Source organism: Candidatus Poriferisodalis sp. (genome assembly GCF_965198245.1).
In the GTDB taxonomy this organism is placed as follows: domain Bacteria; phylum Actinomycetota; class Acidimicrobiia; order Acidimicrobiales; family Poriferisodalaceae; genus Poriferisodalis.
Genome location: NZ_OZ240249.1, coordinates 1,691,047 through 1,706,540 on the forward strand (window position 1 = coordinate 1,691,047; position 15,494 = coordinate 1,706,540).

Sequence of the window (15,494 nt, forward strand, 5' to 3'; positions counted from 1 at the left end):
AAGCCTTCGACAGACGGGGACGACGATGAACGATGCGACGGCGCTGGCCGATCAGGTGCGAGCCGGCGAGGTCGACGCTGCCACGGCGGTCGATGAGGCAATCGCACGCTGCGAAGAGGTGAACCCGACGATCAACGCGATCGTCGAGCAGACCTACGACACGGCGCGGCATCGCGCCGCGCAATTCGACACAGCGCGGCATCGGGCGGCCGCACTTTCTGCCAGCGGCGACAACTCCGGGCTGCTCGCGGGCGTGCCGATCGCGCTGAAGGACCTGCACTGCCCGGCTGAGGGCGAGCCTGCGTACCAAGGCAACCGTCGGCTGGCCGAGCTCGACTATCGCTACAGCGAGACCGGCGCCGTGGCGCGCCGCTGGGCCGAAGCGGGCGCCGTCAGCATTGGGCACTCCCACAGTCCCGAACTCGGCGGGGGACAGTGTCCTGCCGCAGCCGAGACGGCGTTATACGGACCGACGCGCAACCCGTGGAACACCGACCACACGGTGCTTGGCTCAAGCGGCGGCGCTGCCGCAGCGGTGGCGGCAGGCATCGTGCGCATCGCGCATGCCAGCGACGGCGGTGGCTCCATCCGCATCCCGGCCAGCGCCAACGGGCTCGTCGGTCTCAAGCCGTCGCGGGGTCGGATCTCGGGCGCGCCGTCCGGCGAGGGCTGGGGAGGCGGCACCACCGATGGCGCCGTGGCTCTCACCGTGCGCGACGCAGCACTGGCGCTCGACGTGTTGGCTGGACCCGAACCGGGCGACCCGTATGTGCCCGCGCACCCTGCGCCTGGCGCCGGTTATGTCGCCGAAGTCGGCCAGGATCCCGGCCAGCTGCGCATCGGGGTCAGCTCGACCCTCCCGTTCGCCGACACCGAACTGCTGTGCACCCAGGCCGCTGAAGCCGCCGCCGGCATTCTCGACGGACTCGGGCATCGAGTCGAAGCGAGACTGCCTGAACCGATGGCCTCCAATGACTACATGTACGACTACATCCGGGTGATCCGCACCAGCGCGACGGCGACTCTGCGGTCCTACGAAGGGGTGCTCGGTCGCCCGTGGGCCGAAGACGACGTCGAGCCGGTGGCGTGGATCAACTACCAGCGCGGTGCCAAGATCAGCGCCCCCGACTACATGGACAGCCGTGAGCGCCTGCACCACTTCACACGCCGGATGGTCTCGTGGTGGAACGCCGAGCCCGGCAGCGGTGACGGTTTCGACCTGCTGCTGACTCCCACGCTGGGCGTTGTCCCACCCCCCGTGGGCTACCTCGTCGAGGGAGACGAGCGCACGCTGACCAAGCGGCTGGCAAGGGTGACGCCGTACCTGCCGCAGTTCAACGTCACCGGTCAACCCGCCATCTCGGTACCGCTGGGCACCCCCGACGGCATGTCGCCCGAAGGCCTGCCGATCGGCGTACAACTGGTGGCCGCACCTGGCCGCGAGGACGTGCTGCTGCGCATCGCCGCGCAGATGGAACAAGCCGCCCCCTGGAGCCATCGCCGCCCCGCCGTGGCTGCCTGAAGGAGATCGCGAGCGTGCCCACTGTGGACACCAGATCGGCCCGCACGATCGGGCTGGCAGGGACGGGCGTCATCGGGGCGGGCTGGGCGGTGCGCGTGCTGGCACGGGGCCACGACGTGATCGCCTGGGATCCAGCCGACGGTGCTGAGTCCCGGCTGCGCGCAGCAGTGCAACGAGCCTGGCCATCGGCGACGCGCCTCGGGTTATTCCCCGGCGCCGACCCGTCCCGACTGCGCTGGGCCGACTCTGCTGAGGACATGGCGGCCGCCGCTGACTGGGTGCAGGAGAGCGTCCCCGAGGACGAGGCCGTCAAGCTCCCGTTGCTTCACCGCCTTGCCGCAGCCGCTGCGCCCGACACCGTGATCGCCAGCAGCTCTTCAGGGCTGCTCCCGTCTCGTCTCGCCGAAGGCTGCCGCCACAGCGAGCGCGTCATCATCGGCCACCCGTTCAACCCGGTGTACCTGCTGCCGCTGGTGGAGGTGGTGCCCGGCGACGCCACTAGCCCTGCCGTGGTGGATGCCGCGGTCGCCCACTACCAGGACCTGGTCATGCACCCGCTGGTGGTGCGCAACGAGATCGAGGGCTACTTGTCGGACCGCCTGCAGGAGGCGCTGTGGCGAGAAGTGCTGCACCTGGTGAACGACGGCGTGGCCACCACGTCCGAGTTGGACGACGCCATCACGTACGGACCCGGCCTGCGGTGGGCCGCGATGGGCACCAATCTGACATTCCATCTGGCCGGCGGCGAGGGCGGCATGGGCCACATGCTCCGCCAGTTCGGACCGGCGCTGAAGCTGCCGTGGACCCATCTGGAGGCGCCCGAGTTGACCCCCGAGCTGGTGGCGGCGATGGAGAGCGGTTGCGAGGACCAAGCCGCCGGACGGTCCATCGCCGAGCTGGAGCAGCTGCGCGACGACTGCCTGCTGTCGGTGATGCGGGCGCTGCGCCCCTGCGACATCGGCGCCGGCCGCCTCGTGGCAGAGCGCGAGGCCCGCATCCTCGAGGCCGGCGTCACCGAGGAACCCTGGACGCCGGGTACGCATGTCGCCGCCCCGCTCGAGCTGTACTCGACTGTCGTCGAGCCGGACTGGGTGGACTACAACGGCCACATGACCGAAGCGGCGTTCCTCACGGCCTTCGGCTGGGCGTCGGACATGCTGTTCCGCTACTTGGGCATCGACGAGGACTATCGCGCAGCCGGCCACTCCTACTACACGGCCGAGACCCACATCAACTACCTGCGCGAGGCCTCGCTGGGGGAGCCGCTGCGGGTGACCACTCAGGTGCTGGGCAGCGACGCGAAGCGGCTCCACATCTTCCATGCCATGTACCGAGGCCACAGCGACGAGCTGCGGTGCACGACAGAGCAGATGCTCTTGCATGTGAGCACCGAGGCCGGGCGCGCGGTGCCCGCGCTGGCGGGCCCAGCAGCGGCTGTTGCCGCCATCGCCGCCGCCCACGCCCCGATGCCCGCGCCGCCCCAGGCAGGCCGGCGCATGTCCATTCCCGCCGGTTGACGCCCAAGCACGCGCCACCCTGAGACCCAAACCACGCCGGCACGACCACGACAACAGGAGCACCCCTTGGATTTCTCCATCGACGACGACCAGCAGATGGTGGTCGACACCGTGCGCGCCTTCGTGAACCGCGAGCTGGCGCCGTATGAGGACGAGGTGGAACGCACCGGGCAGGTGCGCCCCGAGCTCGTCGAACAGATTCGCGAACGGTCCCTGGCGGCTGGCATCTATGCGGCCAACATGCCCGAAGACCTGGGCGGCGGGGGACTGGACGACCTGACGCTGTCCATGGCCGAGCGGGCCTTCGGCTCGACCACCTACGCGCTGCAGTACATCGTGGCGCGACCGTCGAACATCCTGCGCGCCTGCACCGGTGACCAGGTAGAGGAATACCTGCTGCCGACCGTGCGGGGCGAGCGGGTGGAGTGTCTGGCGATGAGCGAACCGGGCGCGGGCTCCGACCTGCGGGGCATGACCTGCCGGGCCGAGCGCCGGGGCGACGACTTCGTCGTGAACGGCACCAAGCACTTCATCAGCCACGCCGACCTCGCCGACTACGTGATCCTGTTCGCAGCCACCGGCGTCGAGCCAGCCGGATCGGACGGCCGTCCGCCCCGCAAGTTGATCTCGTCGCTGCTGGTGGACTTCGACACTCCTGGCGTGGAGCGGTTGCCGGGCTACAACAGCGTGTCCAACCGGGGCTACCACAATCTCATCTTGAACTTCGACGACGCCCGGGTGCCCGCGGCGAACCTGCTGGGCCCCGAGCACCGGGGCTTCGACGTGGCCAACGAGTGGCTCGGCAGCACCCGCCTGCAGGTGGCGTCCACCTGTTTGGGGCGAGCCGACCGGGCACTGGCAGTCGCGCTGGACTGGGCCGCCAACCGGGAGCAGTTCGGGCAGCGCATCGGCCGCTTCCAGGGGGTGTCGTTCAAGCTGGCCGACATGCGTCTGCGCCTGGCCGAGGCCGAGCTCATGACCTACCGGGCCGCCTGGCTGTCGGCGAGAGGCGAGATGACCGACGCCGATGCGGCGATGGCCAAGCTGTCGGCCACCGAGATGCTGCAGTTCGTCTCCGATGAGGCGATCCAGATCCTCGGCGGCATGGGCCTGATGGACGAGCTGCCGCTGGAACGCATCTGGCGCGACGCCCGCGTCGACCGGATCTGGGACGGAACCAGCGAGATCCAACGTCACATCGTGTCCCGCGACATGCTGCGCCCGTTGGGCTCCTGAGTAGCAGGCGGGCGGTAGGCGGGTCGTGTGCACACGGTGAGCGGGCGGAATGCGGACGGTGGGGACGCGGCCTGCGGGCGGAATGCGGGCAGTGAGCAAGCAGTGAGCGGACGGCTCGACCGGCTGCTGCGGCCTCGCTCGCTGGCGTTCATCGGCGGAACCGCGGCCGAGCTCGCAATCGAGGCCAGCCGTTCGTTCGGCTTCGACGGCGAGATGTGGGCTGTCAGCCCCCGCCGTGAACTGCGCGGCGCCCACACCGTCGCGTCGGTCGCCGAGCTGCCTGGTGTCGTCGATGCTGCCTTTGTGGCCGTGGCCCGTGACACGGCCACAGAGGTCGTGCGAGAGTTGGCCGCCGCAGGGACGGGCGCTGCCGTGTGCTACGCGTCAGGTTTCGCCGAAACCGGCGACGCCGGAGCGGCGGCACAAAGCGAACTGACCGAAGCCGCCGCTGACATGCCGCTGGTGGGCCCCAACTGCTATGGCACGCTGTCGGCGGTCACCGGCGCTGCGCTGTGGCCCGACGTGCACGGGCTGGCCCGCTGCGAGCGCGGCGTCGCCCTCGTCAGCCAGAGCGGCAACGTCGCGGTGAACCTCACCATGGCGCGACGTGGCCTTGCGATCGCCCATGTGCTGGCACTGGGCAACCAGGCCGACGTGGGCCTGGCCGAGTCGTTGGAGACATTGGTGGCCGATCCGGCCGTGACCGGGGTGGGCCTCTATCTGGAAGCGGTGGACGACATCGACCGGTTCGCTGCCGCGATGGACGCGGCGCACCAGCGGAGCCTGCCGGTCGTGGCTCTCAAGTTGGGTGTCACCGAGGCATCGGGCAACATTGCCGTGACCCACACCGCCTCGCTCGTGGGCAACGACACCGCCTACGACGCCCTGTTTCGCCGTCTCGGTGTACACAGAGTGCACACACTGCCCGAACTGCTCGACACGCTGTCGGTGTTGGTCAACACTGGTCCGCTGCGGGGCAACCGGCTGGTTTCGCTGAGTTGCTCCGGCGGCGAGGCGGCGCTGGTGGCGGATCGCAGCTGCACCCGCGACCTGTCGTTTCCGGCGTTCTCACCCGAGCACCGCGAACGGGTTGCTGCCGCGTTGGACCACCGTGTCGCGGTGACCAACCCGCTCGACTATCACACCTTCATTTGGGGAGACGCTGCGCGCCTGCGCGAGTGCTTCACCGCCGTGCTCGGCGACATGGACCCCCCTGGCGCGTCGCCCGCCGAGCAGTCCGCCGAATTGTCCGGTGAGCCGCCCACCGAAGGGCCGGGGGAGCCGTCCGTCGATCCGTCCGCGGATGCGCCGTTCGATGCCGCGATGGTGGTCCTGGACCTGCCCGCGGTGGGACTCGACAGATCACGCTGGTGGCCCACGCTCGACGCCTTCGGTGTTGCATGCGCCGCCAGCGGCACTCCCGGCGTGGTTGTGGCCTCCTTGGCAGAGAACCTGCCCGACGAAGCGCGTGTGCGGGCCGGCGAGCTCGGCCTCAGCGCCTGTGGCGACATCGACACCGCACTGGGTGCCTTGGAGGCTGCGGCTGCGTTCGGACAGTCGCTCGCCGCCTTCGCGGGTACGCCACCGGCCCCGCTGCTCGCTCCAGCCCACAGTGCCCGGCGGGCACACGACCCATGTCTGCACGGGGCTTCGAGCGGCGGGGAAGCAACGGCGTCGGAAGCCGCCGCCGTGGCTGAGACAGTGCTGGCCGAGACTGTGCTGGCCGAGACGGTCCTCACGGAGACCGTATTGGCGGAGTCTGAGGCCAAGAAACGGCTGGCCGCAACGGGTATCTCGGTGCCGCGCGGGATGCTGGTGACAGCGGCCGAAGCAGCCGCGGCCGCCGTTGAGATCGGTCTGCCAGTGGTGGTGAAGGCCACCGGCGTGGCCCACAAGTCCGATGTGGGCGCAGTGGTGGTCAGCTTGGACGACCTCGACGAAGTGGCCGCCGCGGCCGCGCGCCTCGGCGCACTCGGCGACGGAACGGTGACGGTCGAGGAGTGTGTCGCCGAGGCGCTGGCGGAGCTGCTGGTGAGCATCCGTTCCGAGCCGCCGGTGGGAATGCTGCTGACGTTGGGAGCAGGCGGCACGCTGGTCGAGGTGCTTGACGACACCGCCGCGTTGTTGCTGCCCACCGATCCGGCCGATGTCCGCGCTGCCCTGCGCAGCCTGCGCATCTGGCCGCTGCTGGCCGGCCACCGCGGCAGGCCCCCCGCAGTGCTGGATGCCGTCGTCGCGGTGGTCGAGAACCTCGCCGCGCTGGTGAGCGCTGATCGCAGCATCACCGAAGTGGAGATCAACCCATTGCTGGTTACCCAAGACTCAGTAGTCGCCGTCGACGCGCTGATGACCGTCGTGCAGCTCGACGGTGCTGAGATGGAACCTGGCCACCGGAGGACCGACCGACCATGACCAGCTCCACCGAGGCCAGCGCCGACGCTGCGCGTCCTGCCGTCGTCAGCGTCGTCGACGGGCCAGTGCTCGAGATCACCCTCGACCGACCGAAGGCCAACGCCATCGACGCTGCCACCAGCCGCGAGCTCAGTGCCGTGTTCGCCGAGTTCCGTGACACTCCAGAGCTGCGCGTCGCCATCTTCAGCGCCGCCGGTGATCGATTCTTCTCTGCGGGCTGGGACTTGAACGCCGCCGCCGCGGGCGAGGAGTTCGAGGCCGACTACGGCGAGGGGGGCTTCGGCGGTTTCGGCGAGCTGCCAGGACTGGCCAAGCCGGTGATCTGCGCCGTGAATGGCATGGCCGTGGGCGGCGGCTTTGAGATCGTCTTGGCGGCCGATCTGGTGATCGCGGCCGAGACCGCCTGCTTCTGGCTGCCCGAAGCCGGCTTGGGCATCATCGCCGACACGGCCTCGGTGCGCCTTCCCAGAATGTTGCCGCCGGTGGTGGCTAACGAAGTGCTGTACGCCGGCCGCCGCCTCGATGCCGCCGAAGCGCTGCGTTGGGGACTCGTCAACGCCGTCGTCGCCGGTGGCGATCTGATGGCCGAGGCCCGCGCCTTGGCCGAGCGAGTCGCCGAGTCAGCGCCGTTGTCGGTGGCCGCGATCAGCGAGATCGGCCGTCGAACCGCCCACCTCGGCCTGCCCGAGGCCTTCGAATTGCTGCGCTCGGGCCAGCTCGCTGCCTATGAGGCCATGCTCGCCTCCGACGACGCCTCCGAGGGCCCCCGCGCGTTCACTGAGGGCCGCCCCCCGCGCTGGCAGAACCGCTAGTCCGCGCAAACCGTTCCGCAATGCTCAGAGGCCAAGCGCAAGCGCAGCGCGCACTCCTATGCGCGGGCGCCGCGTGACTGGTCGACGACCACTACGGCGAGGGAGAACATCACCACCGTCATGCCGACGAACTGCCACAGCGACACCTCGTCGCCGAGGAACGCCCAGGCCATCAGCGTGCTCGTGACCGGGATCGCCAGCGTCATCGTCGAGCCCACCCACGCCGGGATGCGAGCCAAGGACCAATTCATCAGCATGTGAGAGGCAAAGCCGGGCCCGATCGACAAGATGACCAGCCACACCCAAGCGCCGGGCGACGGGATGTCGAACACCTGCCCCGAACCGATCGCGAACGGCGAGCACACCAGCGAGCACACCAGCGCGCTGCCACCCGTGTACTGGGCCGAGCTGATCTTGCGCGTGCTCAGCTTGGAGAACACGAAGTAGCCGGTCCAGGCGAACAGCGTCAGCGCTGCCAGCAGATCGCCCAGCAGGCTCCACTCGGGAATCCCTGACGAACCGAACACCACGATGGCGATGCCGCCGCTGGCAATCATCACTATGCCCCAGTGGCGACCTCGCGGCTGCTCGCCGAACAGTTTCGGCGCCAGATACAACATGAGCAGCGGCTGCAGCGACGCCACGACCGTCGCATTGGCCACCGTTGTCAGCCGGAGCGCCGTGAAGAACAGCATGATGTCAAACGCGAGCGAGAAGCCGCCCCACGCCGAGATCTTGATCGAGCTCCATTTCAACGGCGTGCCGTTCGCCCACAGGAACAGCAGCACCAGGCCGGTGTAGAGCCACATCCGCCAGAACACGACAGCCAGCGGGCCCAGCTCGGACAGCCCCTTGGCGATGACGCCCGACGCAGCCCAGCCGACCATGGCAAGGGCCGCGGCAGGAATGCCGAGTGCACGCTCGGGGGTTCCCGGCGAGCCGTGGCCGCCGTAGGGGTCGCTCGGCACCCCCGTTGCCTCGGCCATAGCCCCGCCCCTCTCGGCAGCGGGAAAACCGAGCCGACCCGCGAAGACTACGCCGAGCAGGATTGGCGAGTGCGGTTGTTCGAGCGTGGCGGCTCAAACTAAATGAGCGTGCTCATAAGTAGCGTGCGGGCCGAAACTCACCACGAGGACTGAACATGAGCATGCTCGGCAACGCCGGCTTCAGCGCCGACGTGGTCGTCACCAACACCGTCCCGATCACGCCGCAACAGCTCTGCGAAGCAATCGCCGCAGGTTTGTGTAGACGAATTGTCTACACGGTGGAATAGAATGCGCGCGTGGATACGACGACGGTGCGAGTGGACCGCGCGACGCACGCGCGCTTCTTGGAGATGAGCAAGGCGTCAGGGCGGTCGCTCACCGAGACGCTGCGGGACGCCGCCGAAGCGCTGCGGAGAGTTCGCTTCGCAGAGCAGGTGCAGCACGAGCTTGGAGCGCTGCGCGAACGCCCTGATGACTGGGCTGGATACCTGACGGAAGCCGCGGCAACCAAAGTCGGCGATGGCATCGGTTGACGAGCTGTGGTTGATCGATTTCGGCGAGCCGCACCCCGGGGAAACCGCTTTCGGTCATCCGGCGCTCGTCCTAGGGCCGCCGAACATCTTCGGCTCTGACTTCCCGCTCGTCATCGTTGCACCGCTCACGACGACATGGCGAGGTCTGTCACTCCACGTCGAGGTCGAAGCCGACGAATCGAATGGCCTCGGTGACACGAGCTACGTCCAATGCGAGCTGCTGCGCTCGGTTCACCGCCACCGTCTCGTGCACCGGCTCGGCACCCTCAGCGCTGATGTCAGCGCTCAGGTGGACAGCATCGTGAGGGTGCTCCTCAACCACTGAGACTGCGCCGAGGACCAGCAGCGGCCACCTGCTACTGCGTTGAACGTCAGACATGAGTGGAACACCTGGCTGGGAATTGGCGAACGAGATCAGGGCTGCCGAGCGATGGCCTGCTTGATCTGGAAATCCGGATTGGGCGGCCGTGAGGAATCGCCGGAACGTGTTCGCGTTCCTGACGATCTTGAGGGCGTGTGCGCCGGGCGGCTTGCCCACGCGGAGAAGCGTCGCTACTGCGCAGCGGTCCTGCGTGTTCGGGCTGCAGTGCAGTTGTTGCGGCGCGCGATGACCGCATAGCCGCGGCGCAATCGACTACGGCTCCGGCAGCCGAAGGATTCTCTTGACGCCGCCACGAACCTCGGCCGGACATGCAGGCGAATAACCTCACCAGCACAGACGACTCGATGCTTGGAACCGAGGCCGATGCCAAAGCTGTACAGCTTGCCGTTCACCCTCAGAACGCCGACTGAGGAGACTGAGTACATGTACTTGGCCGAGATTCCGGTGCTTCCCGGCTGCCGTGCGTGGGGCACGACTGCCGAAGAGGCGCTCCACAATCTCGACGGCGTTGCGGCCGATTACATCGCCTCCTGCATGGAGCACGGCGACGAGCTTCCCGTGCCCTTCGACCGGGTCGGCGAACTCGTCATTGCGGTTTGACCTACCTGGAGCTGACTCGCAAGCTGCGTGCGCTCGGTTGCGAACTGGACCGCCAATAGCGGGGCTCACACGAGATTTGGCGGAACCCAGCGAACGGTTCGCGAACCACTATTTCTAACTGGGGCGGCCGCGACCTCCGCACCGGAACCATTCGCGCCATCGTGCGGGACCTCGGCGTCGACAGGCGAACGTTCGACCAGTCCTGACGTTCCAGCCACTCGGCCGGCAGCGACACCGTCTGGAGCACCTGGTCCAGCGATGCGCCCTCGTTCATGAGGTCGATCGTTTGGTTGACCAGCGACTCCAGCGAGTCGGCCACAGCGTGTCGGGAGGCAAGAACCTGGCCTCATCGCCTGCATCGGCGGCTCAGTCGCGCAGCAGGTACGCCGAGTGCAGCACGTCGGGTCGCTCGATCAGGTCCTCGGCGCTGCCGTCGTAGCGAATTCGCCCGCCTTCGAGCACGTACGCCTTGGTGGCCAGCCCGAGGGCGACCTGCGCGAACTGCTCGATCAACAGCACAGCGACGCCGCTGTCGGCCACTTGGGCGAGCACTGGCGTGAGCCGCTTCACCACGATCGGCGCCAACCCCAGCGACAGCTCGTCCACAACGAGCACCTTGGGCCGCGAGACCAGCGCTTGGGCCAGCACCACCATCTGCTGCTCGCCTCCCGACAGCAGGCGTCCGAAGTACTCCCAGCGACGGTCCAGTTCGGGAAACAGCGACCTTGCGTATTCGATTCCATCCTCGGCAGCCTCGGCGTCCAGCGAGTAGGTCGCCACCCGCATGTTGTCGGCCACGGTCAGATCGGTCAGCAGGCGACGACCCTCGGGTACCACCGATACCCCGGCGTGACGCACCCGCTCGGGCCGCCAGTTGGTGATGTCGACGCCCGCCATGGTGACGTGGCCAGAGCGCACCCGGGCCAGCCCGGCGATGGCCGCGGCAATGCTCGACTTGCCGGCACCGTTCGGCCCGAGCATCGTCGTGATCTCGCCCGGCGGCACTTCGATGGCGACGTCGTGCACCACCGGCCGCCCGCCCCGATCGACGGTCAGATCGGTGAGAACCAGGCTGGACCCCGTGCTGGCGGAGACGGCGGCTATAGCCGCAGTGCCGTCAGACATCGTCACGTCTCCTCGTCGCCGACGTAAGCGGCCAGGACCCGCTCGTCGCGCAGCACCTCGGCAGTCGGCCCGGCGGCAACGAGTCGACCGAAGTCGAGTACCGCGGTCCACTCGCAGCACGCCTGCACCAGCGACATGTCGTGGTCGACCAAGATCACGGTGGCACCTGTTTGTCGGGGAACATTGCGGATGATCTGGGCCAACTGCTCAGTCTCCTCCTCGGGCAGACCTGCTGCGGGCTCGTCGAGCAGAACCACCCTCGGCTCTCCCACGATGGCCCGTGCGACTTCGATGAAGCGCCGGTCACGCTGTGGCAGCGTGCGAACTACCTCATCTCGCACATCTGTCAACCCGACGAATGACAGCACATCGTCGACCGCATCTTGCCGTTCGGAACGCGAACCCCCAGCAGCGTGCTCGTGGACTGTGCGCACGTTCTCGTACACGGTCAGGCTCTCGATGGTCTGCACGGTCTGAAACGTGCGTCGTACCCCCCAGCGCGCTCGCCGGTAGTCGGTCATCGAGAGCAGGTCTACGTTGTCGATCTCGACGCGGCCAGCAACCGGCGTCACGAAGCCCGACAGCACGTTGAACAGGGTCGTCTTGCCGGCCCCGTTCGGACCGATCAACCCGCACGTGCCGTCGGGAAACTGAAGGGTCACCTCGTCGAGCGAGCGGACGCCGCCGAACTGCACGCTCAGGTCGGTGATCTCGATCACTCGAGCAGGCCCTTGCGCTCCATCGACTTCGTCGTCTGGATGAGGTTGATCATGAGACCGATGCCGAAGATGGTCAGTGCGAAGTCGTTCCAGAACTGGTGGCCTATGACGTTCTGGGTCAGGAAGTCGAGCATGATCTTGGCGAAGAAGGCTGCGAGCAGAGCACCCCACAGCGAATTGATGCCGCCCATGAGCACGACCGCAATGAGCAGCAGCGCCGCCTGCCGGTTGAACTCGTTGATGCCGATCGAGTTCTGCACATGGCCGGCGAACACTCCGCCCGCCACGCCGGCCATGAACGCCGCGAGGCCGAAGGCGATCAGCTTGTAGCGGGTGATGTCGATGCCTGAAGCCAGCGCGGAGGGCTCGCTCTGGCGTACCGACGCCCAGGCCCGCCCCGGCTTGGTTGCCAGGAAGGCCACCGCCACCATGAAGACAATAAACGCCACCACCACGGCGAACCGGAAGTAGGCAACGTCGGTCTGCGCGAAGGCCGGCCGCCGGACTGGCGTGATCGCGGTGAGCGACGCTGCGACGCCCCGAAAGCCGCTGCCGCCGTTGGGCAGCTTCATCTGGAACAGGATGATTTCAACTCCCACCGCCAGCATGAGCGTGACCAGCGCCAAGTACAGCCCGCTGACTCGCAGCGCCGGCAGGCCGATGAGCACGCCGATGACGGCGGCGCCGATGCCGCCGACGATCATGAGCAACGGGTAGGGGACATCGGTTGCGAATGCGAGCCGAACCGTGATCCAGGTGCCAATGCCATAGGGGGCAACCTGGCCGAGTGACACCAGACCCACACGGCCATACAGCATCCCGACGCTGGCCGCCACGATCGAGAAGGTCGCCATCTGGGTGAAGTTGTGGATCCACGTAGCGTCGAAGATCGACGGCATCGCGAACAGGGCGAAAACGAACAGCGCGATGACGGTCACCGGCTGGAATGCCCAATGCGACACCACTCGGCTGGCCATCACGTCATCTCCCTGCCAGCGAGCACGACGGTCCGCCGGCGCGAGATCCACAAGATCGCAACCACGGAGATCACCACAGGGGTGAGCCGGCGGTAGGTCGCCAGGAATTGCAGGTTTCCGTGGAACGGCGTCAGCACCGACTCCACCACTCCGATCAGGAGGCTGGCGAAGAAGGTGATCCACAGCGATCGCAGCTGGCCAACGATGGCGCCGGCCAATGCCGGGATCACGAACCAGGTGAGCGTGGCTTGGTCCATGCTCTTGAACAGCGACGGCAGCAGCAGGAACACGCAGCCGCACAGGATGCCCGCCCCGAACCATGCCATTGCCTCGACGCGCCGTACCGGGACGCCCAGCAGGCCCGACGTCTCGCGGTTGTTCGCGATGGCCCGCATCGCTGTCCCGGTTTCCGTGCGCCGCAGGTAGATCCCCACGACGATCACGACTGCGAGAGCGAACAGCAGCGCCAGCACTTGGTTCGTCGTCACGACTGTGCCGCCGACTCTGAACGTCGAGTTGGGGAAGTGCATGGAGCGCGGCTTGGACGTGTCCCAGCGCTCCTTCATGATCCCCATCAGGAACAGCGCAAGCGCCACCGTGCCAAGCGACTTGGCGAGCGCGTCACGCCGGTCCAGCAATGGCGCCAAGAACCATCCGTAGATCAGGAAGATCAGCGCGCAGACGCCCACGAGCGCGGGGTACAGCAGGATCGCGAATCCCGACGCCCGGGGCTCGGGCAGGATCAGCGATCCGCCCATCAGCGACCACACGATGTGGACACCCATCGAACCGATGGCACCGAACGCCAGGTTCACCACACCGGTGGTGCGGTACAGGACGACGATGCTCGTCCCGGTCACCGCATACATCGCCCCGAATGCCAAGCCCTGGATGATGAAGGGCAGCAGTATCGAAGTATCGGGCATCCGAAGTGATGTATGCGGTGTGGCTCGGTTCGTGAATTGGGCGGATCAGCCGCCGGAGCCCAAGCCGCCCGTCCAGTTGTTCGGCTCGTCCGCAGTGAGGCCGCCGGCCCGCTCCGCGTCGCGCACGGCGATGAGGATCGGATCGACCTCGGCAATCTCGAAGCAGCCGCTGTCGTCCACCATGCGGTCGACGCCGTTGGGCACCACGTTGTAGTCCCAGTTGTTGGGCACATTGCCAAGTGGCAGGCCGCCGAAGTACCACGGCTTGCACAGGTGGTCGGTCTCGAAGTTGGCGACCGCGCCGATTGCTGCGTTGACCGCTACCGGGTCGTCCAGGTCGGCCGGGTCCATTTCAAGCAGGGCGTGCACGAGGATCTGGCCGGCCACGAAGCCCATCTGCTGGAAGCTGCCGAGCGTCGGGTCGGGGTTGAACTGGGCCGTCACCTGCCGGTACAGCTCCACGTCCGGGCGGGGATCGTCAAGCAGGCTGAACTCGGCGTTGACGTTGATGTTGCCTTCCCAGGCAGGGCCGAGCGCAACCGCTACTGAGCTGTCGTTCAGCGGCGTGGACGAACCCCAGAGAACCCGGTCAATCAGACCCTGCTCCTCGGCGGCTTTCAGGATCTTCAAACCCTCCGGCGGCGTGAAGTTGAGGATCACCCCGCCGCCGTCGCCGGCTCGGTTGACCAGGTCAAGCACAATCGACGTGGCATCGGAAAGCGGCAGCTCGTGCTGCACGTCTTCCCACTCGAGACCATGCTGCTGGACGTAGATGCCAGCCAGCGAGTTGTAGTAGTGCGAGGTGGGCGTGATGCCAGTTGTGGTCACGACCTTGCCAGTTGCGCCCTTGGCCACCACTGCCTGGGCCGCACCGAGTGCCGAGTAGGCGGGTCCCATGTTGGTCGCAGCAATGTTCGGCGAGCTGAAGCACTCCGCCGGCACTCCTGAGACGATGACTTTGTAGCCCTGCTCTTCGTAGTAGCCGGCGTTGACCGGGCAGTCCAGGATCGAGAAGCCTCCAGCGAGGGCCACGACCTGATCGGTCTCGACCAGCTTGCGAGCAGCCGCCGCGGCGTCAGCAGGATTCAAGTTGTCGTTCTCCCAGACCATCTCCAGCGGGCGACCGTGAATGCCGCCATTGGCGTTCACGCAGTCGAAGAACGCCTTCATCATGAGCGGACCCGTCGAGAAGTCGATGCCGGGAACGGAGGTGGTCACGTTGCCGATGACGATCGGTTCACCGGTCGCTTGCTGACCGTTTCCGAGACCGCACGCGAGATGGTCGTCGTCGACCATGTCGTCGTCGGCCATGTCGTCGTCGGCCATGTCGTCGTCGGTCATGTCGTCGTCGGTCATGTCGTCGCCGGAATCATCGGCCATCGCCTCGGTGGCGGCGGCAGGCACCTCCGCGTCGTCCGCATCGGTGTCGTCATCGCTTCCGCACGCTGCGGCCACGAGTACGAATACGAATGCGATTGCTGTCAGTTTTCGAAGCATGGGTGCTTCCCCCTCTGTGTCGCGTCCGGGACCTCTCCCGGACGGGAACCCAGCCCGTACCGAGCCCGCGCCCCCAGCAGGCGAAATGTCGGACCTCGCCCAGCGCGGAGTATAAGTCGGTTTAGAAAGCCGGTTTGAAGAACTGAATGCACCGGCAGATGTGCCGTAACCGGGGCCTTGGCCCGAGGGAGCGGAGCCAAAATTGCGATCCGCGCACTCGGGTTATTGCGGCTTGTCGAGGGGCGCAACG

At 67.3% G+C, this 15,494-nt stretch carries 15 protein-coding genes and 1 pseudogene; 10 read left to right on the forward strand and 6 right to left on the reverse strand.

Features of this window, described 5'->3' with window-relative positions; genetic code table 11:
* Positions 1-25: 25 nt before the first annotated feature.
* The 5 genes from ACOCMM_RS07745 (at position 26) to ACOCMM_RS07765 (ending at position 7,499) form a co-directional block, all read left to right on the forward strand.
* Complete coding sequence (locus tag ACOCMM_RS07745) at positions 26-1,522, forward strand: amidase (RefSeq protein WP_419552600.1); 1,497 nt, start codon at positions 26-28, stop codon at positions 1,520-1,522.
* 14 nt (positions 1,523-1,536) lie between these two features.
* Complete coding sequence (locus tag ACOCMM_RS07750) at positions 1,537-3,039, forward strand: 3-hydroxyacyl-CoA dehydrogenase NAD-binding domain-containing protein (RefSeq protein ID WP_419552601.1); 1,503 nt, start codon at positions 1,537-1,539, stop codon at positions 3,037-3,039.
* A 66-nt stretch (positions 3,040-3,105) separates the two neighbouring features.
* Entirely contained in the window at positions 3,106-4,275 is a 1,170-nt protein-coding gene (locus tag ACOCMM_RS07755) for an acyl-CoA dehydrogenase family protein (protein WP_419552602.1), read from the forward strand.
* 102 nt (positions 4,276-4,377) lie between these two features.
* A complete protein-coding gene (locus ACOCMM_RS07760) occupies positions 4,378-6,687 on the forward strand; it encodes an acetate--CoA ligase family protein (RefSeq protein WP_419552603.1) in 2,310 nt (769 codons plus the stop codon).
* A complete protein-coding gene (locus ACOCMM_RS07765; protein WP_419552604.1) occupies positions 6,684-7,499 on the forward strand; it encodes an enoyl-CoA hydratase-related protein in 816 nt (271 codons plus the stop codon). The genes ACOCMM_RS07760 and ACOCMM_RS07765 overlap by 4 nt, the downstream gene beginning before the upstream one ends.
* Positions 7,500-7,555: 56 nt before the next feature.
* Here ACOCMM_RS07765 and ACOCMM_RS07770 read toward each other — a convergent pair whose 3' ends face one another.
* Positions 7,556-8,485: a DMT family transporter gene (locus tag ACOCMM_RS07770; protein ID WP_419552605.1), complete on the reverse strand. Its 930-nt coding sequence runs from the start codon at positions 8,483-8,485 to the stop codon at positions 7,556-7,558.
* Between the two features lie 155 nt (positions 8,486-8,640).
* Between ACOCMM_RS07770 and ACOCMM_RS07775 the strand changes: the two genes are divergently transcribed.
* From ACOCMM_RS07775 to ACOCMM_RS07795, 5 genes and pseudogenes are all read left to right on the forward strand, one after another.
* Positions 8,641-8,772, forward strand: coding sequence for a hypothetical protein (locus ACOCMM_RS07775; protein WP_419552606.1), 132 nt, complete (start codon positions 8,641-8,643; stop codon positions 8,770-8,772).
* A 9-nt stretch (positions 8,773-8,781) separates the two neighbouring features.
* On the forward strand, positions 8,782-9,018 hold the full coding sequence (locus tag ACOCMM_RS07780; RefSeq protein WP_419552607.1) for a hypothetical protein: 237 nt from the start codon (positions 8,782-8,784) through the stop codon (positions 9,016-9,018).
* Positions 9,005-9,343, forward strand: a complete 339-nt coding sequence (locus ACOCMM_RS07785) for a type II toxin-antitoxin system PemK/MazF family toxin (protein WP_419552608.1) — start codon at positions 9,005-9,007, stop codon at positions 9,341-9,343. Before ACOCMM_RS07780 ends, ACOCMM_RS07785 begins: the two co-directional genes overlap by 14 nt.
* A 420-nt stretch (positions 9,344-9,763) precedes the next feature.
* Positions 9,764-10,000, forward strand: a complete 237-nt coding sequence (locus tag ACOCMM_RS07790; RefSeq protein WP_419552609.1) for a type II toxin-antitoxin system HicB family antitoxin — start codon at positions 9,764-9,766, stop codon at positions 9,998-10,000.
* 71 nt (positions 10,001-10,071) lie between these two features.
* Positions 10,072-10,206 (forward strand): annotated as a pseudogene (locus ACOCMM_RS07795) (type II toxin-antitoxin system HicA family toxin); the annotation flags it as partial.
* A gap of 160 nt (positions 10,207-10,366) precedes the next feature.
* On the opposite strand, the gene ACOCMM_RS07800 reads toward ACOCMM_RS07795, so the two are convergent.
* From ACOCMM_RS07800 to ACOCMM_RS07820, 5 genes are read right to left on the reverse strand one after another with little or no spacing between them, the layout of a single operon-like run.
* A complete protein-coding gene (locus tag ACOCMM_RS07800; RefSeq protein ID WP_419552610.1) occupies positions 10,367-11,125 on the reverse strand; it encodes an ABC transporter ATP-binding protein in 759 nt (252 codons plus the stop codon).
* A 2-nt stretch (positions 11,126-11,127) separates the two neighbouring features.
* Positions 11,128-11,844 carry an ABC transporter ATP-binding protein gene (locus tag ACOCMM_RS07805; RefSeq protein ID WP_419552611.1) on the reverse strand — a complete coding sequence of 239 codons (717 nt, stop codon included), beginning with the start codon at positions 11,842-11,844 and terminating at the stop codon, positions 11,128-11,130.
* Entirely contained in the window at positions 11,841-12,821 is a 981-nt protein-coding gene (locus ACOCMM_RS07810) for a branched-chain amino acid ABC transporter permease (protein ID WP_419552612.1), read from the reverse strand. Before ACOCMM_RS07810 ends, ACOCMM_RS07805 begins: the two co-directional genes overlap by 4 nt.
* Complete coding sequence (locus ACOCMM_RS07815) at positions 12,821-13,747, reverse strand: branched-chain amino acid ABC transporter permease (RefSeq protein WP_419552613.1); 927 nt, start codon at positions 13,745-13,747, stop codon at positions 12,821-12,823. The genes ACOCMM_RS07810 and ACOCMM_RS07815 overlap by 1 nt, the downstream gene beginning before the upstream one ends.
* A 45-nt stretch (positions 13,748-13,792) precedes the next feature.
* Positions 13,793-15,244 carry an ABC transporter substrate-binding protein gene (locus ACOCMM_RS07820; RefSeq protein ID WP_419552614.1) on the reverse strand — a complete coding sequence of 484 codons (1,452 nt, stop codon included), beginning with the start codon at positions 15,242-15,244 and terminating at the stop codon, positions 13,793-13,795.
* Positions 15,245-15,494 lie beyond the last annotated feature (250 nt).

Excerpts from the sequence above, each read along its gene's own strand:
- ACOCMM_RS07785 (WP_419552608.1), top strand. The coding sequence starts at position 9,005 with ATGGCATCGGTTGACGAGCTGTGGTTGATCGATTTCGGCGAGCCGCAC.
- ACOCMM_RS07810 (WP_419552612.1), bottom strand. The coding sequence starts at position 12,821 with ATGGCCAGCCGAGTGGTGTCGCATTGGGCATTCCAGCCGGTGACCGTC.
- ACOCMM_RS07790 (WP_419552609.1), top strand. The coding sequence starts at position 9,764 with ATGCCAAAGCTGTACAGCTTGCCGTTCACCCTCAGAACGCCGACTGAG.
- ACOCMM_RS07745 (WP_419552600.1), top strand. The coding sequence starts at position 26 with ATGAACGATGCGACGGCGCTGGCCGATCAGGTGCGAGCCGGCGAGGTC.
- ACOCMM_RS07820 (WP_419552614.1), bottom strand. The coding sequence starts at position 15,244 with ATGCTTCGAAAACTGACAGCAATCGCATTCGTATTCGTACTCGTGGCC.
- ACOCMM_RS07800 (WP_419552610.1), bottom strand. The coding sequence starts at position 11,125 with ATGTCTGACGGCACTGCGGCTATAGCCGCCGTCTCCGCCAGCACGGGG.
- ACOCMM_RS07815 (WP_419552613.1), bottom strand. The coding sequence starts at position 13,747 with ATGCCCGATACTTCGATACTGCTGCCCTTCATCATCCAGGGCTTGGCA.
- ACOCMM_RS07770 (WP_419552605.1), bottom strand. The coding sequence starts at position 8,485 with ATGGCCGAGGCAACGGGGGTGCCGAGCGACCCCTACGGCGGCCACGGC.
- ACOCMM_RS07775 (WP_419552606.1), top strand. The coding sequence starts at position 8,641 with ATGAGCATGCTCGGCAACGCCGGCTTCAGCGCCGACGTGGTCGTCACC.
- ACOCMM_RS07765 (WP_419552604.1), top strand. The coding sequence starts at position 6,684 with ATGACCAGCTCCACCGAGGCCAGCGCCGACGCTGCGCGTCCTGCCGTC.